This is a genomic window from Streptomyces sp. NPDC048420, assembly GCF_040651535.1.
Lineage (GTDB): Bacteria > Actinomycetota > Actinomycetes > Streptomycetales > Streptomycetaceae > Streptomyces.
The window spans coordinates 41,845-61,992 of the sequence record NZ_JBEZKG010000020.1 but is presented as its reverse complement, the minus strand read 5'-3'; the positions used below and the strand labels follow the sequence as shown (position 1 = coordinate 61,992).

The following is a 20,148-nucleotide window of genomic DNA, read 5'->3' as shown; positions in this document are numbered from 1 at the left end:
GGGCTCTCACTTCCACGAGCGCCCTGAGTCGCGCCAGTCGTGCTCTCGGTCACGCAGCATCCTCCCGCTCCGTAAGCCAACGCTCGTATTCCGATCGCCGGATCCGTACGTCACCATTCGGGAGCTTTATGGAGCGGGGACCTTTGCCGAGTTGGCGCCATCGGTAAAAGGTCGACGGAGGAACCTTCAGATCCGTGATGACCTCTTTCAGGGTCATCTTTTCGTCCTCTACGCGGGCACTCATGCCGGCGTCCTCTCTTTTGTTGTGATGTGGAGCAAAGCGAGGTGGCTCCCTGCCCGGACCTCCCAGCGGCGTGCCATTGCCGCCACAATGCTGTGGGTCGCGGCCCATCGCGGCCCAAAGCTGTGACCTGGGCTTTTGTGCAGCCTCTGTGCGGCCCATCGCGGCCCAACCCCTGTAGGCGATGGGCCGCGATGGGCCGCGGTCGGAGTCCAGGAAAGCCCCAGGTCAGGGAGCGTGGGTCGCGGTGGGCCGCGACCCTGCGGATTGTGGGCTCAACCGCTGAGGGCGATCCCGTGGTACGTGGCGATCCGCTCGCCCGAAGGGGCGCGGGGGCGGGAGCGGTTGAGCTGCGGGACGACGGAGAGCAGGTTGCGGCCAAACACCTGCTTCGTGCCGGGCCGGACGTTGTTGTCTTCGGCCCACTCCCGCCAGACGTTCCACAGAGCGTCGACGGACACGTTGCATGCCGGCCCGGTGGTGCAGCGTTCGCGGACGAACGCGGATGTGGGCGAGGCCGTGTCCTGCATGGTCGTGACAGCTTCCCGGCTGGAGGCCGGTTCCGTGATCCGCTTGGTGCGCTGGAGTCGGGCGAGGCCCTCCAGTGCCCAGTTGAGGATGCCGGGCATCTCCGCGACCAGTCGGTCGAAGAGGGTGGGGTCTTCCTTGCCGAGCCAGGACACCCGCATGTTGAGCAGGACAAAGCGGCGGGCGATGACGCCGGAGGAGTCGCCAAAGTGCGGCAGCTCGTTGGACAGGATCACCAGCCGGGTGGGGAGCTTGCCTGTCCACACCTCGCGGTACTTGCGGTCGATGTCGATCGTGTCCTCACCGGAGATCGTCAGCAGCCGTTCGACGACCTGGCTGTTGTTGCTGTTGCCGTCCAGCCGGGCGTCGGCGATGACGGCGAGCGGCTTGCCGATCAAGGTGGACAACCCGAAGTTGGTGCCGAGCCCGGCGAGGGTCGGTCCGGCGAGGTTCTCCTTGCCGACCAGCTCTTTGAGGACGCGGGCGATGGTGCCCTTCCCGGAACGGGACGGGCCGACCATGAGCAGGATCTTTTGCTGGTCGGTGCGGCCGGACAGGACGTAGCCGAACCACTCCTGCACCGCGGCGATGGCGTCGGGGTCGTCGGGCCAGATCTGGGACAGGAAGTGATCCCAGGTCGGCGCGCTCGCCGCGGGGTCGTAGGCAAAGGGTACGGAGACCAGGTTGAACAGGCCGGGGGTGTGGGGCAGTAGGGCGCGGTCCCGGATGCGCAACAGCCCGTTCTCACAGGCCACGATCGGCCCGTCGTCGCGCTCGCCCTGTCCGTCGATCCAGGTGGGGGCGTCGGTGTCGGTGGGCACCAGGGTGATGGCTCCGAGCGCATCGAGCAGGTTGCCGATCTTCTGCTTCGTGGGTGCCCAGTCGCGTTGCTCGAACTCCCCGTCCTTGACCGGGGCGAGGTAGACGGCGTGCTCCAGGCGCTCGTACATGGCCTTGCGTACCTGAGCTTCGTCGATCTCCCGCCAGTGGGCACCGGTCCAGCGCATCCACGATCCGCGCCAGCGCCGGCACACAAGCTGTCCGTCCCCGTTCTTCCAGTCGGGCAGGAGGCGGCGGGCGACGGCCAACGGGTTGGAGGGTGGGGGCAGTTCCTCGGTCTCGGGGGCGGGGTGGTCCGTCATGAGGCGGCCCTCCCTTCCTGAGGGTTACGGAGCGGGCATGCGTCGCGGTGGGCGGTGTGGTCGGCGATCAGAGCGTTTACGCGGCGGATGCCGACGGCCGAGCGGTCGTGTCCGCACGCGCACCACGAGGTGGCGGTGGGGATGGTGCCGCGACCGGGCGCCCTGATGTTCAGCCACGCGATGGGGCGGCGCCCGTCGTCGCCGTGCGGGTCAGTGCCAAGGACAGTTCGGACGCCTTCGGCGACGCCCTTCGGGTCGCCCACGGCCGATGCGAGCGAGGCGAGTTCGGCGACACTCCCTCCGCTCACGGGGGGTTGGCCTTCCAAGGGGGAGGACCGGGGGGCGTTCATGCCGCCTCCCGGGGCCGGGCCTTACGGATGGAGCTGTCCAGAGCGCTGCCGATGGTGGCGCGGCACTCGGCAGCGGTGAGTCCCCGCGCTTCCCCCGCCGCTTGGAAGGCCTCTTCCACCACGTGCCGGGGGATGTCGCCCCACGCGACGAAGCGCCCCACCTTGAAGGCGCACCGGTTGAGCGTGGTGTTGCGCTGCTTGTCCGGCGCCGCGGACACGACGGCGCACTCAGCTTCCAGCGCGGACAGGGCCGCGCGGCTCCCGTCGACTACAGGCAGCCTCAGCGGCCCCGCAGAGCGCGCGGGAGCAGGGTTCAGGATGGTTTGTAGCCATTCGGGCAGCGGAGCCGCCACGGAGTCGCTCACGGCTTCGTACGCTCCGGTGTCGGTGGTGCTGCCCGCGGCGACGACGTAGCCGCCCCACGCGCGGGTGTCGACCAACTCGCCGATGGTTCCTGCGGTGTTGGCCAGCCGGATGGCAGGCGGGGCGGCGAAGTACAGGTGCGTCCCTCCGCTCGCGGTCCGCGTCCGATAGGTGTCGGGAACGGGGTGGCCGGCGCGCTCGCAGAGCGCCCCAAAGGTTGCCGCGCCGCAAGGCGCGTCCGCACTGCCCCTGTCCTTGGGCATGTCGAGGTCGACGACGACCAGCCCGGAGGGACCGGTGGCGATGCCGACGTTGAACTGGGCCCGCGACCAGGCGGCGCGGATGTGCTCGGGGTCGGTGGTGGCGCGCTGCTCCCACTTCCGGTGGCCGCTCGCGCACGGTCCGGTGCGGGGGCAGGATGCCTCGCCGTGCAGGGCGGGCCGCTTGGTGCCGGGACGCAGAGGGAAGACGTACCAGCCGCGCGCGGCGGCGGCCAGCGCGGCATTCAGCAGGTGCTTGTTCATGCGGCCACCCCGAGCGTGGGGGCGAGCGAGGCGAGGAACGCTGCTCCGATCCATTCCGTGTAGGCGGGCGGCAACGCTTCCCGCAGCCTCAGGTGATCGGTGGACCAGTCGATGCCCTTGGCGGCGCGGATCTCCTCCACGGTGGCCTTGCCGCCGCCCTTGCCGTACGCGGCGACGTAGGGGCCGTCGAAGTACTCGCCATGGCGCCAGCCGCGCACGCGGCCCCGATGGCGGGGGTGGGTCGGCTGGAGGGTGGTCCAGCCTCCTAGTTCGAAGTAGCGGTGCATGAGCACGGCGAGGCCGAACATCTCGCCGCACAGCCGGACGTCTTTGCGCACCTCGGAGCCGGCCACGTTCTCGATCACGTACGGCTGGCCCGTGGTCTCCAGGGCGGCACGGGTGGGGGCGATGAGCCGGGGGTAGGTGCGGCCGATCGCCGCGTTGCGCGCGGCGTTGGTGCCCTTGGTGGGGGCGCCCTCGCCCTGGCAGGGCGGAGAGACGTGGATGAAGTCGAACTGGTGGCCGTGGGCGCGGATGAATTCGATGACGTCGCCCTGATGGAAGGCGTCGCCCCGGTAGTCGGGTTGGGGCTCGATGTCCACGCCGGTGATGTGGCAGTTCGGGCCGAACGCTCGCCGGTAGCCCTCGGTGGCGCCGCCGATGCAGCAGCCGTCCAGGACCCGGAAGGGGCGGAACGCGGCGGGTGCTCGCCGAATGTCGGGGGGTTGGGTCATGCTGGGAGTTCTCCTGCTCTCTTGGAGGGACTGGAGGACCGGGGCGGGCGCAGGCTTGTGGTGAGACGGCGCCCGCCCCGGGCGTAGCTACAGGTCGTCGTCGGCGTCGGTCGGGCCGGAGTAGCCGAGTGCGGCGAGTGCGTTGTGCTCCGCATCGCGGGTGAGGCGCCGGGCAGCGGCGTCCAGCTTGGCGGTCAGAACGGCGGCCGGTTCGTCGCTGAAGGCGTGCAGGGCGACGGCGGCGGCGATGATGACGTCACACAGTTCGTCGGCCACGTCCGCCGGGGTGTGGGTGGTGCCCTTGCGGGGGTTCTGGCCGGTCATGCCGATGTAGGCGGCGGATGCCTCGCCCGCTTCCTCAACGACCTTGATCAGGCGCATCGCCCTCTCGTGCTCGCCTGTGCCGTTGGCGGCGTTCAGGGCGGTGACGATGCGGCCGACGACGGGCCACAGGATCGCGCTCATGCGGACTTCCTCTCGGTGGTGGGGAGTTCGGGCAGCCCCGTGCGTTGCAGGGCGGCGGGGTCGAAGCCGGGCAGCGTGGCGCGGTGGACCAGGGCGGCGGCGAGCTGTTCGGCGTAGGCGGCGCCGGTGCGGGCCACCTCAACCTGGGTGGTGGCGCGGAGGGTTTCGACGCGCTCGATGTGGGCGCGTTCCTCGCGCCGGTCGGTCATGTCCCGCTCGTGGGCGAGCGTCTCGCGGCGGTCGGTGCGCCAGTAGCGGGCGGCGAGGGCGTAGGCGCCGGTGGTGGCCAGGGACCACAGCAGCAGCGGCAGCGGCATGCCGTCGGCGTATCCGGCCACGCCCGCGAAGGCGAGCGCGCCGGAGGCGGCGAACGCGGTGCCCACCAGGACGGAGTCGCCGGTGTGGTTGCCCGCGGCCACGCCCGCGGCGGCGGCTCCCAGGGACAGGGCGCCCATGAGGACGGCGTTTCCGACGGAGTGTTCGGCGCCGTTGGCGTTCCAGATCCGGGCGAGAGCGAGCACGGTCGTGGTGGCAAGAGCGGGCGCGGCCTTGGGGGCGGCGATGGCGAGCCAGTGCCGGGCGACGATGGGTTCGTTCACGGCGTACCTCACAGGTTGGGCAGCGCGGCCACGAGGGCGCGCATGAGGGCGTTGACGGTGGTGGCGGCGCCGCTCGTGGCGAGGTAGAAGCCGAACATCACGGCCACGAACGCGGAGCCGAAGCCCAGCGCCTTGGAGCGCAGCAGGATGACGAGCAGGACGCCGAAGATGAGCAGGAGCGAGACGGTCACGGCCATGCCGGCGGGTCTCCTTCCGAGGGGGTCAGCGGGTGCCGTCGCGGTAGATTCGGGAGGCGCGGTTGTAGAGCCAGCGACCGGCACGGACGCGCTTGCCGCGGCCCTTGCAGCGGCGGCACTGCTTGCCGCGCTTGGGCCGTCCCTTGCGGTCGGTGGTCGTGGCGAAGCCGAAGCCGCGGCACCTGCGGCAGGTGCCGAACGGGCTGCCCGCACACACGCTCACGTAACAGAGCGTGACGAGCACCAGGCAGGCGATAGCAAGGGCGATGGGGGTCACGAGGGTCCCTCCGGGCCGGTTTCCGGGATTTTTGCAGGTGGGGTGCTATTTGCTAGATCGCTGATGGGAAGCGGTTTGGGGTGCTAGCGGGGGTGCTACCGGTAGCAGGTCACCCCGCTACCGGTAGCAGTCACCCGGGGCTAGGCGGCGCCCCGACTTTCGTCACGCTCCGCAATCGCCTTGGTGAGGTCGTTCCGGACGATGCCGCGGCGGGTGGTGCGCTCGCCCTCGTCGGTCATCCCGGCCACACCGCGGGTGGCGATGCCGTGCGGCTTGAGCGCGGAGGTGACGTTCTCGCCCTTCCAGCCGTCGTAGACCTCCGGCCGCAGCTCCGCCAGCCGGACGGCGATGCGCTCGTTCCACACCCGCTCCTCACTCGCGGGCACGACCGCGGCGACGTCGGCGAGCAGGTCGTACGACGGGCCGGACGCGGCTTCGGCTTCCTCTCCGAGAGCGTGCCCGGACAGCGTCCCTTCGGCCTTGCGCAGCGCGTGCGCACGCTGCGCGATGGCGTGGGTGGCGTTGTCGTCCAGGTAGGCGGTGCGCACCACGACCGGCAGCGCGGTGGCTCCGGCGAGGTAGCCGTTGCCTGCGTCGATCTCGGGGCGGAACGAGGTGGCGCGCACGCCGTTCTTGTACGCGGACGTGCCAAGGATCATGTCGTTCTCGACCTGGCCCGCGACCTTGAGCGCGAAGCGGATGGACACGTTGCCGCTGATCCCGGTCGGCAGCGAGTCCTTGTCCGGGCGCTGGGTGGCCAGCACCAGGATCACACCCAGCGCACGCCCGAGCTTGATGATGAACTCAGCGTCCTCACCAGCCTGTTTGCCGTACTTGGGGTGCGCGAACAGGTTCTGGCACTCATCGAACACCCCGACCAGCGGCCACAGCTTCAGCGACCGCTTGTCGGCAATGGCACGGGTGATGCGCTTGTCCGGGCACAGGTCCCGCGGCAGCATCTTGATCGCCTTGGCGCGGCGCATGACCTCCGCACGCAGCAGCTTCAGCGAGTCGGCCGCGTACTTGATGGAGTCGTCGTCGATGCCGGAGACGAACCGGTGGCTGACGCATTCGAGGGAGTCCAGGTCACCGGTGCCCTTGTTCTCGTGCAGCCACAGTTCCACCGACGGATCCAGGGCGGCACCGCAGGCCAGCACCCGCACCGAGGCGGTCTTGCCCTGGCCGGGCAGCGAGCCGATCAGGATGTTGTGCTGGATCATCGGCACCGACTGAGCGCGCCCTCGCGGGTCGATGCCGAACGGGTTGCGCTTGAAGATGTCGTGCCGACGGGCGCCTGCCAGCTGCCACTTGACGATGCCGGTCTTGGACAGGTCCCGGTCCCCCACCCACAGGATGAGCCGTCCCTCGTGCTCGTTGGGGTCCGCGTCGGGCCACACACACCCGAGCGGGCGGCGCAGGCCGGAGGCGAGTCGGGCACGCCGGTCGGCGACGTCCGCCACGGTCACGCCCAAGGGCAGGTCGATGTCCGCGCGCCAGCCCGGACCCTCGCGGGTGATCGGGGCGACGAACCGGATGCCGTCCTGGCCCTTGGCGACCGCGGAGGCGATCTGCCCGATGCCGATCGACGCCATGGCCTTGACCACGATGTCGCTGGTCAGCTTCTGCACCTCGGTCTTGATGACCGCACGCGTGGCCAGCGGCGCATCCGCCGGCACACCCGCCACCCCGCAGCAGAACATGAGCGCGGCGAGGGCGATGGCCTGCGTCATCGGCTGTGCGCCGAAGACGAGGAACAGGCTCACACCCAGGGCGACGATGCTGCCCAGGACGGTCAGGATCATCCGCAGCCGCACCCGCCGATCGCGCTGCCGCGACAGCTTCAGGTACTCGTCCACCTGCTCGTGCGTCGCGGTGTACTGCCGCAGTCCCTCGCCCTCGGCGTCCACGGCCCAACGGCCGATCCTGCCCAGGATGTTGAGTGCACCGCGCGGCGAGCGCCACACCAGCTTGGGCAGGTAGACGAAGGGAACGCGCACCGCGTGGAAGGCGGCGGTGTGGCCTACGTGCCCGGCCAGCCAGCCGAGCGCCTCCGTGAACTCCGCGCGGGACTTCATCCACGCCGGGAAGACGTCCAGCCGCTTGGAGTCCTTGATGCGGTCGACCAGACCCGGACCCGACACGGTCGGGACGGAGCTGTCGACCGGGGTCGGCCGACCCTCGCCCGACCCGGTCGCCTCCGAGTCGGGCGACTGCGGCGGCCGGGAGTCGCCCAACCCGTCGGGGGCGGAGTCGGCCGACTCGCCGCGGGCGGTCCGCGCCTTGCTCAGGTCGACCACCTCACCCCCCTCGGGGGCGGCGGAGTCGGTCATCTCGGCTTCCAGCCGGTTGAAGAGTTCGTTGTCGTCGTCGGGGTGTTTCACTGGTGGTCCTTCCACTTTTGGGTGTGAGGGAGAGCGGGCCCGGCCGTCGCTGTAGGAGGTGAGCGGCCGGGCCCGTGGTGCGATCGTGCGGGCTGAGGAGAGCCGGAAGGGGCACGATTCGTGCCCCTAGAACGTGCGTGCGCTGGCCGCGGGTCAGCGGCTGTTGCGCGCGCGGTTCTCCGCGTGGCTGAGCTGGGACGGCTTGGTACGCGGGCCGTCGACCCAGCAGAACGGGCGGATACCGTCGGCGGCCTTGAAGACGCGAATGGCCGCGCCGTAAGGGGCGTCCGGCAGGGCGTAGACGCTCGCGCTGTCGAGGGAGGCCAGCAGGCGGGCGGCGTGGTGCTCGCACCCGTCGGCACCGGCGTTGACCGCATCGAGCACGGTCACGGCGACCGGACCGACGCAGGGCGTGGGGTCCTCCGGGTGGGCGGCGGGGCAACGGTGCTCCATGCTCACCACCAACTCGACTTCTGCTTGGGCACGATGTACGGGCAGCCGTTGCGCATGTGGTCCACGCATTGCGGGCAGTCCTCGCGCGGCCGGAGGCGCCGGTGGATGCCCCGGTTGTGGGCGTGCTCCCAGCACTGCGGGCACTCGCCCGGAGGCGTCTGGGTGCGGGCCATGGTCACCACCACCCCGACGACTTCTTGGCAGCCTTCGCGGCGGCGGCCTCGTTCACGATCCGCTGCCGCTCCGTCTGCAACGCGGTCAGCTCCGCGGACAGCCGGGTCATCACCGACTGCCGCAGCGTCTCCAGCTTCCGCTCCGCGCGGTCGGTGCTCTTGCCACGTACGACCTTGTACGAGCCTCCGGCGAGCGCCCCCATTACGGCACGCCGCTCCTTACCGGTCAGCGGCCACATTTCTTCCTTGCGGACTGCTTCGATCTTGCGTTCCGTCTGCCGGATCTCCCGGTCCAGACGGCTCGTGTTGGGCTTGGCCATGGTTAGCCCCTCCTTGAAGTGGGGGTCGTCGGCGGGCCGCAAGGCCCGCCCGAAGCAGGGTTCACAGGTCGAACAGGCCCGGCGCGTCCTCCGCCGGCACCGCGGCGCGAGCACGCCGGGCAGCCGCCGTGTGGCAGTCCGGGCACCAGGCCCGCAGCGCACCCGCGGGCAGGCGGGCGGCGGCGACGTCCGAAGCAAGCGGGTCGGCAGGGGCTGCCATCAGCCGCACCCGGCGCCCGTGCTTGCTGGTGTGGTGGTCGTGCTCGTGCAGGCATCGGCCCTTGCCCTTGGTGTGGGGCTGGCCGCATACGCCCTCGCACTGGCAGCGGTTGCCCGCGGCCTGCATGACCGCGCGGAACAGGGCGGCGCCAACAAGGGGTTCGCTCATGCCGCCACCCCCACGATCGGCGCATCGGTGCGGGCGCCGGTCCGGCCGGAGCGACGTCCGGAGACGGTGGCAAAGAGCCTGCCGAGCCCGGGACGGCGCATTCCCGCACGGGCCTGCTTGGCCGCGTACATCGCCTCATCCGCCCGCCGCAGCAGGCCGGACAGGTCGTCGGCCGGGAAGTCGGCGGCGCGCACCCAGCCCAGCGAAACCGTGGTGTTCACGGCCGGGTCCTGGCCGTCGACCGGCCGGGCGAGGACGCCGTGCAGCACGGCGAGTAGGTCCCCGGCGGTGCCGTGGTCGTCGATGAGGACGGCAGCGAACTCATCGCCCCCGAGTCTCCCGGCCACCCCGGCACGTCCGGCGTGGTGGGCGAGCCGGTCCGCGGTCGCCTTCAACAGCGCGTCCCCGACCGCATGCCCGAAGCGGTCGTTGATCTGCTTGAACTTGTCGACGTCGGCCAGCACCACGACCGCGCGCGGGTCCTTCAGCAGGACCGTGGCGCGGCGGGTGAAACCGTCCCGAGTGCGCAGGCCGGTCAGCGGGTCACGCCGGGCCGTGTTCAGGCAGCCTCGCAGCCACCACACATGCCCCGCCCAACCCGCGGCCAGCGGAAGCACAGACAGCAGGATCGTGGCGAGCGTGCTCATGCCGCTGCCCCCTCGCCGTCCTCGGTGCCGTCAACGGGGTGCAGGCGTCGGCCCTCCGCACGCTCGGTCAGCAACAGGTCCCGAAGAACACGGGAGTTGGCAGCCGAGCAGTGCAGCGTGGTGCGCAGCGCCTCGGCATTGATCCCGTCATCGGGCCAGTCGGCCGTGAGCGTGCGAGCCTCGGCGAGCAGTTCCGCCGGAGTCCGCTGCGCCTTGGTGGCCTTGGGCTTGCTGGGACGCTTGCGCGGCGCCTTCGGCGCCTCCTGCTTCGGCGGCTCCGCATCCTGCGGCGCCACCGGCGGGACGTCCTCAGCGGCCGGGGCCAGCTCACCCAGCTTCAACAGCACCCGCTCGCGCCGCGGGGTCTCGCGCCGCCACTTGCGGCCGTAGCGCTCGCGCAGGTCCGCGCGGGCCAGCTGCCGATCCCGCTCACGGGCGAGCGCATCGCCGTAGGAGGTGACCTCCCACAGGGTCATGCGGCGCCACAGGGCGAAGGTGGACAGCGGAGCGAGCAGCCAGCGAGAGCGGCGGATCTTCTCCATCCGCCGGCCGGTCACCGCGCCGATCCGGGAGGCGTAGACGTGGGCGGCAACTTCGGACAGGACCACCCACAGCAGCGGCATCGTGCCGTGCGCCACCTTCGCGGACAGCGACTGCCCGGCCGCGATGTTCAGCCAGCACGTCACCCCGGTCAGCACCCACGGCACGAACCGCACCCAGCCCAACGGCATGTCCGTGCGGATCAGCAGCAGGAAAGCCGCGGTGAACACCGGAATGGCCACGTCGATACCGACCGGCAGCATCCACGGGGAGGCGAACCCCCAGCGGGCACCCGCGGCCGACACCGCCTCGAACGAGGACGCCAGACCCAGCCCGCCGACCCCGGCCGCGAGGACGGCGACCGCACCCAACAGCCACAGCTCAGGCTTCGACAACGGCGGCACCTGAGGCCGGGTCATCTCCGTCTCGGTCACGGTGGTCATGCCGCTGCCCCCTTCCGAGAGCTCCGGCGGCGCCGCGTAGGGCGCGGCAGCGGCAGGACGTTGAACAGCTCCGGCGCGTACGCCTCGATCGCCTCAGCGGCGATGCGGCTCACGTCGTCGGGAAGGGCCGGGTTGTCGGCGAGGATGTCCCGCGCGGCGTCCAGCCGGGCCGCGCGCTCCATCTCGCTCTCCCCCTCCACTCCGAGCCAGAGTTCGAGCGGGGTACCGAGAGCGAGTTCGACGAAATCAAGGTCGTTCACGGCCTGATGGCCGCCGATGTAGGCGTGCATGGAGGCTCCTGAATCGGAGGGACAGGAAGCCGGAGCAGCCGCAGGCGTGTTGGTGAGACGGCGACTGCTCCGGAACGTTGCGGACACCGGGGCTCCGGCTCCCCTCAACCCCGCCCGTACGGGACCGCTCCGCAGAGCGCCCAGACGGACAGGGCGAGCAACCGGCGCGGCGCTAGCCGCCGCGATTCGGTGAAAGACGACCGGTTGGCCGCAGCACTCCGAGGTGCTCACGGACCAGGGATGGAACGGCGCCGCCATGCCGGTCGATCACGGCCGCGCCCATCGCTTTCGTCGACTCACTGACACTCCTTCAGACCGCTGAACAGGGGATACGCACTGCAAGGGGGACCGTGTCCCCACTCTCCGGCCGTTGCTCGCGGTCACCGGGCCACCTCGCCAGTACGGGCCGAAACCCTGTTCCACCTGGCCTTTAGCGGGATTGCAGCGTCCCCGCCCTCTGCATTCGTGCAGGTCAAGCACTTGCGAACCCAGCCGGTGAAGCCCTTCCGGGCTTGCCGTGCTGATGCGTAACAGCATGTACTAGCACGTACCGTGGCGCAAGAGGTCCGTGCAGATTCGTGCTAGGTCGTACTAGGAGTGGGTACGCTCGATGGCGTGATGAGCGCTGAAATCTCGAAAGACGACCCCAGACCGGAGTCCGAGCAGGCGGCCGACATCCTGCGGCAAGAGATCTTGCGTGGCGACATCGAGCCGGGGGCTCATGTGGGCTCCGTGCGAGACTTGGCCACACGGTTCAAGATCTCGGGAATGACGGTGCAGCGAGCCCTTTCGATCCTCCGTGAGGATGGACTCATCCTGACCACATCCCGCGGCAGCTACGCCCGCGATCCGCAGCAGGCGACTGAAGCCAGCGAGGCCGACGCAGGTGTCGACCTTCCCGAAGTCCTGCGTCAGCTCGAACATCTCACCTCCCAAGTCTCGGAACTTCGCGGCAGGCTCGAAGCGCTCGAAAGCCGCTCCGTGCCGGGTGGTGCGTGATCTGCAACCAGCATGCAAGCAACGGGAGTTGAGAGGTAAGTGACAGCCAGGGGACGGAAGACCAGAGGAGGGGACATGTCCGGTGACACCGGCCTGTCACCTTCCCTGTCCCCCCGGCTCGCGCGCGAGACTCGGAGCAGGCACTCGGAGGAGGGCGCATGACCGACAACAGGCCCGCATGGGCGCGGCGCATCGCGGCTGAGCGGATGGCACGCGACTGGTCGCAGCGTGACGCAGTCAGGGCCCTGCGGGCGCACGCTCCCACGGAGCTGCCCGCGGAAGAGAGCTTGATTCGCCAGTGGAAGCGCTGGGAGTCAGGCCAGGCACCGAACGACTTCTACCAACCGATCATCGCGGCCACATTCGGCACCGTGACGCACGCGCTCTTCCCGGCGCCCTCACGGAGGGACGGAGACAAGGAGATCTTGGCAGCGTCCGGTATGGAGACACTGGAGATCGTGAGCCGTCTCAACCGGTCCGACGTCGACAACGCCACGCTTGACGCTCTGCGGATCACGACGGACCGACTCGCCTCGGAGTACCCGTTCATGCCGAGCGAGCAACTTCTCGTTGAGGGACGGCAGTGGCTTCGCCGCGTCGTTGAACTTCACTCGAAGAGCCTCACGCTCGCGCAACACCGCGAGGTTCTCGCGCTGTCCGGCTGGCTCGCACTACTGGTCGGATGCGTCGAGTACGACACGGGCGACCGCCATGCGGCCGAGTCGACGCGACAGGCCGCGCTCTCCCTCGCGACCGAGGCTGACCATGCAGAGGTTGCCGGGTGGGCGCACGAGATGCGGGCATGGTTCGCCCTCACTACCGGCGACTACCGCGGCGTCATCGCGGCAGCGCGGGCCGGAGCCGAGACGGCGGCGCACCACGGCGTGGCCGTGCAACTCGCTGCCCAGGAAGCCAAGGCATGGGCACGGCTCGGAGACCGCCGGCAGGTCGAGGTCACCTTGGACAAGGGGCGGCGATTGCTCGAAGCGATGCCGCACCCCGAGAACCTGGACAATCACTTCGTGGTGGACCCCGCCAAGTTCGATTTCTACGCGATGGACTGCTACCGCCTGGTCGGCGAGGACAAGCTCGCGCGCACGCTCGCCGAAGAGGTCCTGAGGGTAGGAACGGACTTCGACGGCACTGACCGCTCGCCCATGCGTAACGCGGAAGCGCGGGTCACGCTCGGAGTCACGGCGGCGCGTGAGGGCGACTTGGAGCAAGCACTCATCATGGGCGAACGCGCCCTCGAAGGCGACCGGCAGTCTGTGCCGTCGCTCATCATGACCAGTCGCGAACTCGCTGCCGAGATGAAGCGGCGGTACAGCTCAGAGCCAGCAGCACAGGACTACCTCGCGCGGCTAAGCGCCCTTGGACGAGAAAAGCCAGGCTTCCTGCCGCAGTGATCGAGTAGGGCAAAATCAGGCTTTCATATGCCGCGTGGAGTCAACCAGTTAAGGAACAGAACCGCGCGGCACCACCCACTCGCCTTTCTGGCCGGTAAATTCAACGATGCGGTCAAAGTCGGAGTCGTAGTGGAGGAGTGTGAGTCCATGCCTCTGAGCGACAGCAGCAATCACCAGGTCCGGAACCTTCGGGCCCCTGTGCTGAGATTTCGCGGCGAGTTCACGCTGAACACTTAGCGCTTGCTGCCAGTCGTCTTCATCTGTTTCAACGTACGTGAACGCCGCACCACGCATTGCACGCATCCGCTCATACTCGGCCGGACTCTGTGCAGAATAAAGCGCCTCAATGTCCAGCGCTCCGCAAGTAGCAACAACCCCACCGCGAATCAAAGGTTCAAGGCGCGCTGCAACAGCGGCGTGCTTGTACCGGTTCATCGCGCTGTTATCCACCATGTACAACGGATCTAGTGCCACGCCTCGTTCCGTAGCCTCTCAAGCTCTTCCGGATCTCTAGAAGCCATGAACTCAAGGAAATCGTCGACGAGCTTTTGGCGCGCAACTTCCCGGAGTGCGGCATTTACTGTATCGCGACGGTTTGTAGTGCCGAGGACCCGTTGAGCCTCATTGAGCGCCGACTCATCGACGTCCTCTACGCTTGGCCCCATTTCTCTTCCTCCGCGGCTTCTCGGTGGTCTCCATACTACGCTTTGAGCAGGTTCGACACAATCCGCCATGCAGAACGAAAGTTCCGATGCGAAGAATCAACGGCTCAAGTTCATCTTTCACAGTGCGGCAATGATCGCACGTAAAATCCTCTTGAGCGCTAATCGGGGAGTTCCCGCGAATAATCTCCTGGCCCTGATATTCCCAACACTGGTTACACGTCCACCTTGTGTCACCAAGTAGGATGTTCCAGGTCTGGGCCGGATCCACGTGAAGGTGGCCGCATTTCCCCGTCGACTCCGCAAGCTTTTGATCCAAGAGCCGACGACTCCACATTTCGAACTTTCTATTGCGGATAATTCGTCGTGATGGAGCTTTCGCCTCCACACTCAGCCTAGTTGCTTTACTAGCGGCGGCGAAGATATCGTCGGTCGACGTTGATTCGCGTTGTTCACGGAATCGCCGAAGTTGCGGTAGTAGATTCTCATCCGAAGCAGGACAGTTGCGTCGGTGAGCGATAATAGCGGCCACAGCCTCAACACCTTCGAGACGCCCAAATGGATCCGCGTCCAGCGAAGCATTGCATTCTTCGCATGTGCCGGACAGGACAGCGTCCCTACGCACTCGAAGCGCATACTCCAACTCAGGAGTAGCGCCCGCCGGCACGGCTGGCAGTACGAACATTGCACTGCCCATGCTCCAGAGCTCGTCACCATTGTCAGCGACTGATACGAATTTCGGCTCCACACCATTGGCGTACGCCTCTGCCAGCGCGGCCTTTAACTCCGACATCCCCATGCCCGTGCCTCACACCCCCCCTTGCAGCCGTAACAGTCTGCCAGGCTTGCCCTCTCGCGAGAAGGTGCCCACCACGGGCCGCACGAGCAGAAGATCGAACAAACGTCCAAGAACCTGCCTTGAGCTGCACCCTTGCCTGACAAACTCTGCCTCGGAGAGTGGTGAGCCACGGGGCCAAACAGGGGGCCGATGAGGCGACCGCACCCAGACGGCCCCGGACGGCAGTGGACTGTTCTGGAGACGAACAAGCAGGTCAGATGGCTCTCACGCAAGGTCAAGAGGGCCCTGATCGCGTTCGGGACGAAGACGTCATGGATTGCGTTGCCGCTGGGCCGCCTGTGGGTCGTCGAAGGGGGGCCCACAGCGAAGAACCTGCCGGTACTGTAAGGCCCTGCCCCAGGGGCGCGGGGACTGTCGCACAGTTCCGCAAGGGTTGGCCTGCTGCGACACTCGCTCTCCCTCAGAACACATGCTCGGAGCGGAGAGTGCGTGAGTAGTGCGTGAGCCCGCAGGGCGAGGAGTCGCGGATCAAGCAAAGCGCAGGTCAGGACGCTCTAGTGACTCCCATGCACGTGCTCTCCGGAGCCGTGTGCGCAGGTTCGAATCCTGCCGGGGGCACCCCTTCTGAGGTGCCTGAAGACCCCGTGACCAGCGGATACGCTGAGTGCGGGGTCTTCGCGTTTGTGCAGCCGTATGCCACCGTGAGCGGCCCCATGTCGGGGTCCCTGGACCATTCGTGGACACGATCTTGAGGCATCGTCCCTGGTCAACCCCGGGGACGACGAAGCCCCCCGGATCCAGGGGCCTGAAGCCTGGCGCGGCGGGTGGGGATCACTCCCGACCGGTCCTGCCAGCCGACTCGAGTTCCCAGTAAGACATCTCCGCGTGGGAGGATCCGAGGTAGGATGAGTAGCATGAGCGAGCCTACCGGCAAGTACTCGATCACCATGCCGCGGGACATCGCCGAGGCCGCCAAGGCCCGCAGCGGCCCTTCCGGCCTGTCTGCCTATGTGGCGGCCGCCGTGGCCCGCCAGATCGAGCGGGACAACCTCAACGAGATCATCCAGGTCGCCGAGGCCGAGCACGGGCCCGTGACGGACGAGGAGATCCAGGCGCTGCGCGACCAACTCCACCAGGCCCGCCAGCAACAGACAGGCGGGGCGAACTCCGCGTGACCCACCCCTCCCCCGCTACCCCCGGCGGCACGCTGGTCCTCGACAGCGAAGGGCTGGCCAAGGCCGTCCTGCGCGACCGCACCGTCACCGCCTGGCTCGCCCTGGCCCGCGCCGACGACCTGCGCGTCATCACCTCCGCAGCCACCCTCGTCGAGGTGGTCCACCCTCGGATCAACCGCCCGGCGCTGGAGTGGACCCTGTCCCGCCTGGTTGTCGAACCGGTCACCGAGCCCATCGGCCGCCACGCCGCCGCACTCCTTGCCGACGCGGGCCTGCACGGCCACGAGTACGCCATCGACGCCATGCTCGGGGCCACCGCCCTCACCGCCCCCGGCCCCGTGACAATCCTGACCTCCGATCCGGAGGACCTCACGGCGCTGTGCGGTGGGCGAGCCATCGTCATCAAAATCTGATCCTTCAGTGGATGTCCGTGCGAGCCATTGCCGTTCGCCCGGAACCTGGGCTGAGCCAGGTGCTCCGCTGTTGGGCGTCTTCTGGCGCCGGCCAGTTCTGAACCCCCGTCACCAGCGGAAACGCTGAGGTCGGGACCTTTGCCCAAGCGCAGGAACTGCCTGTCTGTGGACGGCGATCGAGAGACCTCAGCCGGCATCCGGCCATGGCTTCGGGAGCTGTGGTGGTTTCGCCTCCTTCTCGCGTTCCGTTCGGCGTCCGTTCTCGCGCCGTAGGCTCGTCAGCCATGGCCAGAGGTCGGGTAGCTGTTGTGCCGGACAGGCAAGGCGGTGTTCGATGCGGCAGCGCTGGAACGGGTCCGGTGGGCACACGCCGTAGACCGTGACGCGTCCGTCCGGCAGTGCGATCCATCGATGCTCGGCCGGCACGGTATGGGCCAGCGGCTCCATGTCCGGCTCCAGCATGACCCAGTCGTACTCCAGTGTGGCCACGCGGTCGGCCGGCAGCCCACAGAAGAGGCAGAGTGACTGCCCGCCTTCCAACCTGCGCGGTCGTTCTTCCAAAGCCCCCATACTGCGAGGGTCGGCAGCCCGGGGCCCCAGGCGAAGAGGGGAATCGGACGGAACGCGTGATGTCTACATCCATTGGTGGAACTGCGCATGACGCGGAAGGTCCCTCCTGCAACCGACGACCGACAGCGCGCGGCCGAGACACCCCGACGGCCGGGGTCCTGACGGCCCACAGGGGGCAGCGTTCGCACGCGATTGCGGAGTTTGGGCCGGCCCGCGGGCGGTGAGGCGACCAGGATGCGCGAGCGACTTCTCACGGGCATCCCTCGGGAAAGACCCGCAACAGAGCAGCGTCCCAAGGAGCGGGACGCCTTCTTCGACAATGCCAAGTATCTGGCGATCGTCCTGGTCGCGGTGGGGCATGCGTGGGAGCCGTTGCGGGACGGGAGCCGGGCGGTGTCGGCGCTGTATCTGCTCGTGTACGCCTTTCACATGCCGGCGTTCATCGTCGTGTCCGGTTACTTTTCGCGGAACTTCGACGGGAGCCCGGGGCGGCTGCGGCGGCTGGTCACGGGGCTCGTCGTGCCGTACGTCGTGTTCGAGACGGCGTACACCTTCTTCACGCGGTGGACCGACCAGGTGCCGGACCGGCCGGTGAGCCTGCTCGATCCGCTGTATCTGACGTGGTTCCTGGTGGCGCTGTTCGTGTGGCGGCTGACCACGCCCCTCTGGCAGCGGGTGCGTCATCCGCTGCCGCTCGCGCTCGCCGTGGCGATGCTCGCGACCCTCACGCCGTCCATCGGGGACGACCTCGACCTGCAGCGGGTCCTGCAGTTCCTGCCGTACTTCGTGCTGGGCCTGCTGATGAAGCCCGAGCACTTCCAGGTGGTACGGCGGCGCGCGGCGCGGGTGGTGGCGGTGCCGGTGTTCGCGGGCGCGCTCGTCGCGGCCTACTGGGCCGTGCCGCGGATGAGCGGTGCCTGGTTCTATCACCGGGACAGCGCCCGGGAGTTGGGCGGGCCCGCCTGGTCGGGGCCGGTGATGACGCTGGTCGTCTTCGGGTGTTCGCTGCTCCTCGTGGGGTGCTTCTTCGCGCTGGTACCGGGGCGCCGGACCTGGTTCACCGCGCTGGGGGCGGGGACCCTGTACGGCTATCTCCTGCACGGATTCCTCGTCCAGGGTGCCCGGTTCTGGGGTTGGTACGGGCCCGCGTGGGTCCATGGGCCGCTCGGGGTGGGTGCGGTCGCCCTGGTCGCCGCGGTCGTGGTGACCGTGCTGTGCACTCCGCCCGTCCGGCGCGCCCTGCGGGGTGTCGTGGAGCCGGAGATGCGGTGGGCGTTCCGGCGGGATGCGGTTCAACCCGGGCGTGCCTGACGGGAGTTGACCGTGCGACGGGACGGCGACCGGGGCGTCGCCGTCCCGTACAGGCCGCCCGGTTCGGTGCCGCTCGGCCCGGCCTACTTGGACGACCTCCCGGGGACCGAGGGAACCGGGCTGGGCACGGTGGTCGGCTCCGCGGGAACGGGGCTCGGAACAACCGACGGCTCCTCACTCGGGACCGGCGACGACCCCCTGGTCGGCACAACCGACGGCGCCGGACTCGGCACGGTCGCGGGCACCGACGGCACCGCACTCGGTTCCGAAGGCACCGCGGACGGCACCGTCGACGGCACCCCCGTAGGTTTCGCGGACGCCGAAGCCGGTGCCGGCTTCGGCTTCGCGGACTCGGTCGTGGCGTTCGCGACGGCGGCCCAGCCCGCCACGGCCACGGCGGTTCCCGCGAGGGCGCCGATCACGAGACGGCGGGTGGGTCGGGTGTCATGACGGTTCGTCAAGACTGCTCCTCTGTCGTGGGATCGGTTGTGTGAGAGGAGTACGGGGCGTCGGCGGGGGCGGGTTGCGCGCGCCGGACCGGAAACTTCTCTTCCCTGGGCGTGCAACCTCGCGGGGCCCCTCGCCGTACCTCTGGAGGACAGGTGGATCGGTTCGGCGGAGGGTCGGCGGGTGCGGGAAGCAGTCCGGGAGCGGGAGTTCCGGGAGTTCGCCGAGGCCAGACAGGGGCAGCTCAGGCGCAGCGCGTATCTGCTGTGCGGGGACTGGCACCAGGCCCAGGACCTGACCCAGACGACGTTGATGAAGCTGTACGCGTCCTGGGGCCGCGTCCGCCGCGACGGCAATGTCGAGGCGTACGCCCGTACGATCCTCACCCGCGCCTTCATCGACCAGTACCGCAGGCGGAGTTGGCGCGAGGAGCCGGTGGACGAGGTGCCCGAGCCGACGTCCGCGGAGCCGGTCACCCCCGAGTTGCGGCTGGTGATGCAGGCCGCGCTGATGGAACTGCCGCCCCGCTACCGGGCGGTGCTGGTGCTGCGGTTCTGGGAGGACTGGAGCGTGGAGCAGACCGCGGAGGCGCTGCGCGTGACCCCGGGCACGGTCAAGAGCCAGAGTGCCCGCGGGCTGGTCCGGCTGCGTGGGCTCGTCGAGGGTCTGGCCGGCGAGACGAGCGGGAGGTGAGGCGGGAGATGCATGACACGCACGAGGGTGAACGGGTGCGGGACGTCTTCGAGGCCATGCTCGACGGCGCGCGGGAGCCGTCCTTCCCCGGTGTCACCGACGCGGCCGTCGCCGGCGGCCGACGGATCCGGCGTCGTCGTACGGCGGTCTCGGGCGCCGTGGGCGCGCTGGTGGCCGCCGTTCTCGCCGCCGGGGTCGTGGCCGCGCTGCCCGGCACCGATCCCGGCCGTTCCTCGGTGCCGCTGAGCCCTGCGAGCAGCCCCCCGGCCACCACCACGCCCGGCCCGGCGTCGCCGTCGCCGGTCCCCTCCGAGGCGTCGGTGGTTCCCTCACCCTCGGGCACGGGCGAGGGACCCCTGACGTCACCCGTGCCCTGAGGCCGTGAGGACGGGGAGGTGAGGAGCAAGTCCGGTGCGCGCTGCTTGAGTTGCCCGCTCGCCCCGGCCGCGTCGCCCGCGTCCAAGGGTGGGTGCGGGTCGTACTCGACGGCGAGCTGGATGGCCTTCCCGGCCGTCGGCACCTGGGCGCCGGTGCGCACCTGGGCCATCCGGCGGCTCAGGACGGCCAGTCGGCGCACCTGGCCGAGTAACGGTTCGCCGGGCCCAGGCTCTCCGGGGT

General features: G+C 69.2%; 28 protein-coding genes. 9 read left to right on the top strand and 19 right to left on the bottom strand.

The window, feature by feature from the left end:
• Positions 1–49 precede the first annotated feature (49 nt).
• The 16 genes from AB0D34_RS33270 to AB0D34_RS33195 all read right to left on the bottom strand — a co-directional run bounded on the left by AB0D34_RS33270 (position 50) and on the right by AB0D34_RS33195 (position 11,055).
• Positions 50–244: a helix-turn-helix domain-containing protein gene (locus AB0D34_RS33270; RefSeq protein WP_362668375.1), complete on the bottom strand. Its 195-nt coding sequence runs from the start codon at positions 242–244 to the stop codon at positions 50–52.
• 272 nt (positions 245–516) lie between these two features.
• Positions 517–1,911, bottom strand: coding sequence for a phage/plasmid primase, P4 family (locus AB0D34_RS33265; RefSeq protein ID WP_362668372.1), 1,395 nt, complete (start codon positions 1,909–1,911; stop codon positions 517–519).
• Positions 1,912–2,257: 346 nt separating this feature from the next.
• The gene (locus AB0D34_RS33260) at positions 2,258–3,148 is read right to left on the bottom strand and encodes a bifunctional DNA primase/polymerase (protein ID WP_362668370.1); all 891 of its coding nucleotides are present in this window, start codon (positions 3,146–3,148) and stop codon (positions 2,258–2,260) included.
• Positions 3,145–3,882: a class I SAM-dependent methyltransferase gene (locus tag AB0D34_RS33255; protein WP_362668368.1), complete on the bottom strand. Its 738-nt coding sequence runs from the start codon at positions 3,880–3,882 to the stop codon at positions 3,145–3,147. Before AB0D34_RS33255 ends, AB0D34_RS33260 begins: the two co-directional genes overlap by 4 nt.
• Positions 3,883–3,969: 87 nt before the next feature.
• Positions 3,970–4,347, bottom strand: a complete 378-nt coding sequence (locus AB0D34_RS33250; protein WP_362668365.1) for a MazG-like family protein — start codon at positions 4,345–4,347, stop codon at positions 3,970–3,972.
• Positions 4,344–4,946 (bottom strand): hypothetical protein, encoded by a 603-nt coding sequence (locus tag AB0D34_RS33245; RefSeq protein WP_362668363.1) that lies wholly within the window; start codon positions 4,944–4,946, stop codon positions 4,344–4,346. The genes AB0D34_RS33250 and AB0D34_RS33245 overlap by 4 nt, the downstream gene beginning before the upstream one ends.
• Before the next feature lie 8 nt (positions 4,947–4,954).
• Positions 4,955–5,143 carry a hypothetical protein gene (locus AB0D34_RS33240; protein WP_362668361.1) on the bottom strand — a complete coding sequence of 63 codons (189 nt, stop codon included), beginning with the start codon at positions 5,141–5,143 and terminating at the stop codon, positions 4,955–4,957.
• 25 nt (positions 5,144–5,168) lie between these two features.
• Positions 5,169–5,420, bottom strand: a complete 252-nt coding sequence (locus AB0D34_RS33235; RefSeq protein WP_362668358.1) for a hypothetical protein — start codon at positions 5,418–5,420, stop codon at positions 5,169–5,171.
• A 140-nt stretch (positions 5,421–5,560) separates the two neighbouring features.
• Positions 5,561–7,801: an FtsK/SpoIIIE domain-containing protein gene (locus AB0D34_RS33230; RefSeq protein WP_362668356.1), complete on the bottom strand. Its 2,241-nt coding sequence runs from the start codon at positions 7,799–7,801 to the stop codon at positions 5,561–5,563.
• A gap of 153 nt (positions 7,802–7,954) precedes the next feature.
• Entirely contained in the window at positions 7,955–8,254 is a 300-nt protein-coding gene (locus tag AB0D34_RS33225; RefSeq protein ID WP_362668353.1) for a hypothetical protein, read from the bottom strand.
• 2 nt (positions 8,255–8,256) lie between these two features.
• The gene (locus AB0D34_RS33220; RefSeq protein WP_362668352.1) at positions 8,257–8,427 is read right to left on the bottom strand and encodes a pRL2-8; all 171 of its coding nucleotides are present in this window, start codon (positions 8,425–8,427) and stop codon (positions 8,257–8,259) included.
• A gap of 2 nt (positions 8,428–8,429) precedes the next feature.
• Entirely contained in the window at positions 8,430–8,747 is a 318-nt protein-coding gene (locus AB0D34_RS33215; protein ID WP_362668350.1) for a hypothetical protein, read from the bottom strand.
• A 61-nt stretch (positions 8,748–8,808) separates the two neighbouring features.
• Positions 8,809–9,135 (bottom strand): hypothetical protein, encoded by a 327-nt coding sequence (locus AB0D34_RS33210; protein WP_362668348.1) that lies wholly within the window; start codon positions 9,133–9,135, stop codon positions 8,809–8,811.
• Positions 9,132–9,782, bottom strand: coding sequence for a GGDEF domain-containing protein (locus AB0D34_RS33205; RefSeq protein WP_362668345.1), 651 nt, complete (start codon positions 9,780–9,782; stop codon positions 9,132–9,134). Before AB0D34_RS33205 ends, AB0D34_RS33210 begins: the two co-directional genes overlap by 4 nt.
• Positions 9,779–10,765, bottom strand: a complete 987-nt coding sequence (locus AB0D34_RS33200; RefSeq protein ID WP_362668343.1) for a DUF2637 domain-containing protein — start codon at positions 10,763–10,765, stop codon at positions 9,779–9,781. Before AB0D34_RS33200 ends, AB0D34_RS33205 begins: the two co-directional genes overlap by 4 nt.
• On the bottom strand, positions 10,762–11,055 hold the full coding sequence (locus AB0D34_RS33195) for a hypothetical protein (protein WP_362668341.1): 294 nt from the start codon (positions 11,053–11,055) through the stop codon (positions 10,762–10,764). Before AB0D34_RS33195 ends, AB0D34_RS33200 begins: the two co-directional genes overlap by 4 nt.
• A gap of 618 nt (positions 11,056–11,673) precedes the next feature.
• Between AB0D34_RS33195 and AB0D34_RS33190 the strand changes: the two genes are divergently transcribed.
• A complete protein-coding gene (locus tag AB0D34_RS33190; RefSeq protein WP_362668338.1) occupies positions 11,674–12,054 on the top strand; it encodes a GntR family transcriptional regulator in 381 nt (126 codons plus the stop codon).
• A gap of 158 nt (positions 12,055–12,212) precedes the next feature.
• Positions 12,213–13,460: an XRE family transcriptional regulator gene (locus AB0D34_RS33185; protein ID WP_362668335.1), complete on the top strand. Its 1,248-nt coding sequence runs from the start codon at positions 12,213–12,215 to the stop codon at positions 13,458–13,460.
• A gap of 48 nt (positions 13,461–13,508) precedes the next feature.
• Here AB0D34_RS33185 and AB0D34_RS33180 read toward each other — a convergent pair whose 3' ends face one another.
• Both AB0D34_RS33180 and AB0D34_RS33175 read right to left on the bottom strand, forming a co-directional pair.
• Positions 13,509–13,934: a PIN domain nuclease gene (locus tag AB0D34_RS33180; protein ID WP_362668333.1), complete on the bottom strand. Its 426-nt coding sequence runs from the start codon at positions 13,932–13,934 to the stop codon at positions 13,509–13,511.
• Complete coding sequence (locus tag AB0D34_RS33175; protein ID WP_362668331.1) at positions 13,925–14,125, bottom strand: type II toxin-antitoxin system VapB family antitoxin; 201 nt, start codon at positions 14,123–14,125, stop codon at positions 13,925–13,927. The genes AB0D34_RS33180 and AB0D34_RS33175 overlap by 10 nt, the downstream gene beginning before the upstream one ends.
• Positions 14,126–15,835: 1,710 nt before the next feature.
• On the opposite strand from AB0D34_RS33175, the gene AB0D34_RS33170 reads away from it, so the two are divergent.
• The gene (locus tag AB0D34_RS33170) at positions 15,836–16,096 is read left to right on the top strand and encodes a CopG family transcriptional regulator (protein WP_362668329.1); all 261 of its coding nucleotides are present in this window, start codon (positions 15,836–15,838) and stop codon (positions 16,094–16,096) included.
• Positions 16,093–16,509, top strand: coding sequence for a DNA-binding protein (locus tag AB0D34_RS33165; protein WP_362668326.1), 417 nt, complete (start codon positions 16,093–16,095; stop codon positions 16,507–16,509). The genes AB0D34_RS33170 and AB0D34_RS33165 overlap by 4 nt, the downstream gene beginning before the upstream one ends.
• Before the next feature lie 186 nt (positions 16,510–16,695).
• Here the strand turns inward: AB0D34_RS33165 and AB0D34_RS33160 are convergent, their stop codons facing one another.
• On the bottom strand, positions 16,696–17,079 hold the full coding sequence (locus tag AB0D34_RS33160; RefSeq protein WP_362668323.1) for a DUF6083 domain-containing protein: 384 nt from the start codon (positions 17,077–17,079) through the stop codon (positions 16,696–16,698).
• 234 nt (positions 17,080–17,313) lie between these two features.
• Here AB0D34_RS33160 and AB0D34_RS33155 point away from each other — a divergent pair, with 234 nt between their 5' ends.
• From AB0D34_RS33155 to AB0D34_RS33135, 5 genes are all read left to right on the top strand, one after another.
• Positions 17,314–18,390: an acyltransferase family protein gene (locus AB0D34_RS33155; protein ID WP_362668321.1), complete on the top strand. Its 1,077-nt coding sequence runs from the start codon at positions 17,314–17,316 to the stop codon at positions 18,388–18,390.
• A 12-nt stretch (positions 18,391–18,402) separates the two neighbouring features.
• A complete protein-coding gene (locus AB0D34_RS33150) occupies positions 18,403–18,840 on the top strand; it encodes a hypothetical protein (protein ID WP_362668319.1) in 438 nt (145 codons plus the stop codon).
• A 180-nt stretch (positions 18,841–19,020) separates the two neighbouring features.
• Positions 19,021–19,530: a SigE family RNA polymerase sigma factor gene (locus AB0D34_RS33145; RefSeq protein ID WP_362668317.1), complete on the top strand. Its 510-nt coding sequence runs from the start codon at positions 19,021–19,023 to the stop codon at positions 19,528–19,530.
• Between the two features lie 8 nt (positions 19,531–19,538).
• Positions 19,539–19,907 carry a hypothetical protein gene (locus tag AB0D34_RS33140; protein ID WP_362668315.1) on the top strand — a complete coding sequence of 123 codons (369 nt, stop codon included), beginning with the start codon at positions 19,539–19,541 and terminating at the stop codon, positions 19,905–19,907.
• A 50-nt stretch (positions 19,908–19,957) separates the two neighbouring features.
• A complete protein-coding gene (locus AB0D34_RS33135) occupies positions 19,958–20,119 on the top strand; it encodes a hypothetical protein (RefSeq protein WP_362668313.1) in 162 nt (53 codons plus the stop codon).
• Positions 20,120–20,148 lie beyond the last annotated feature (29 nt).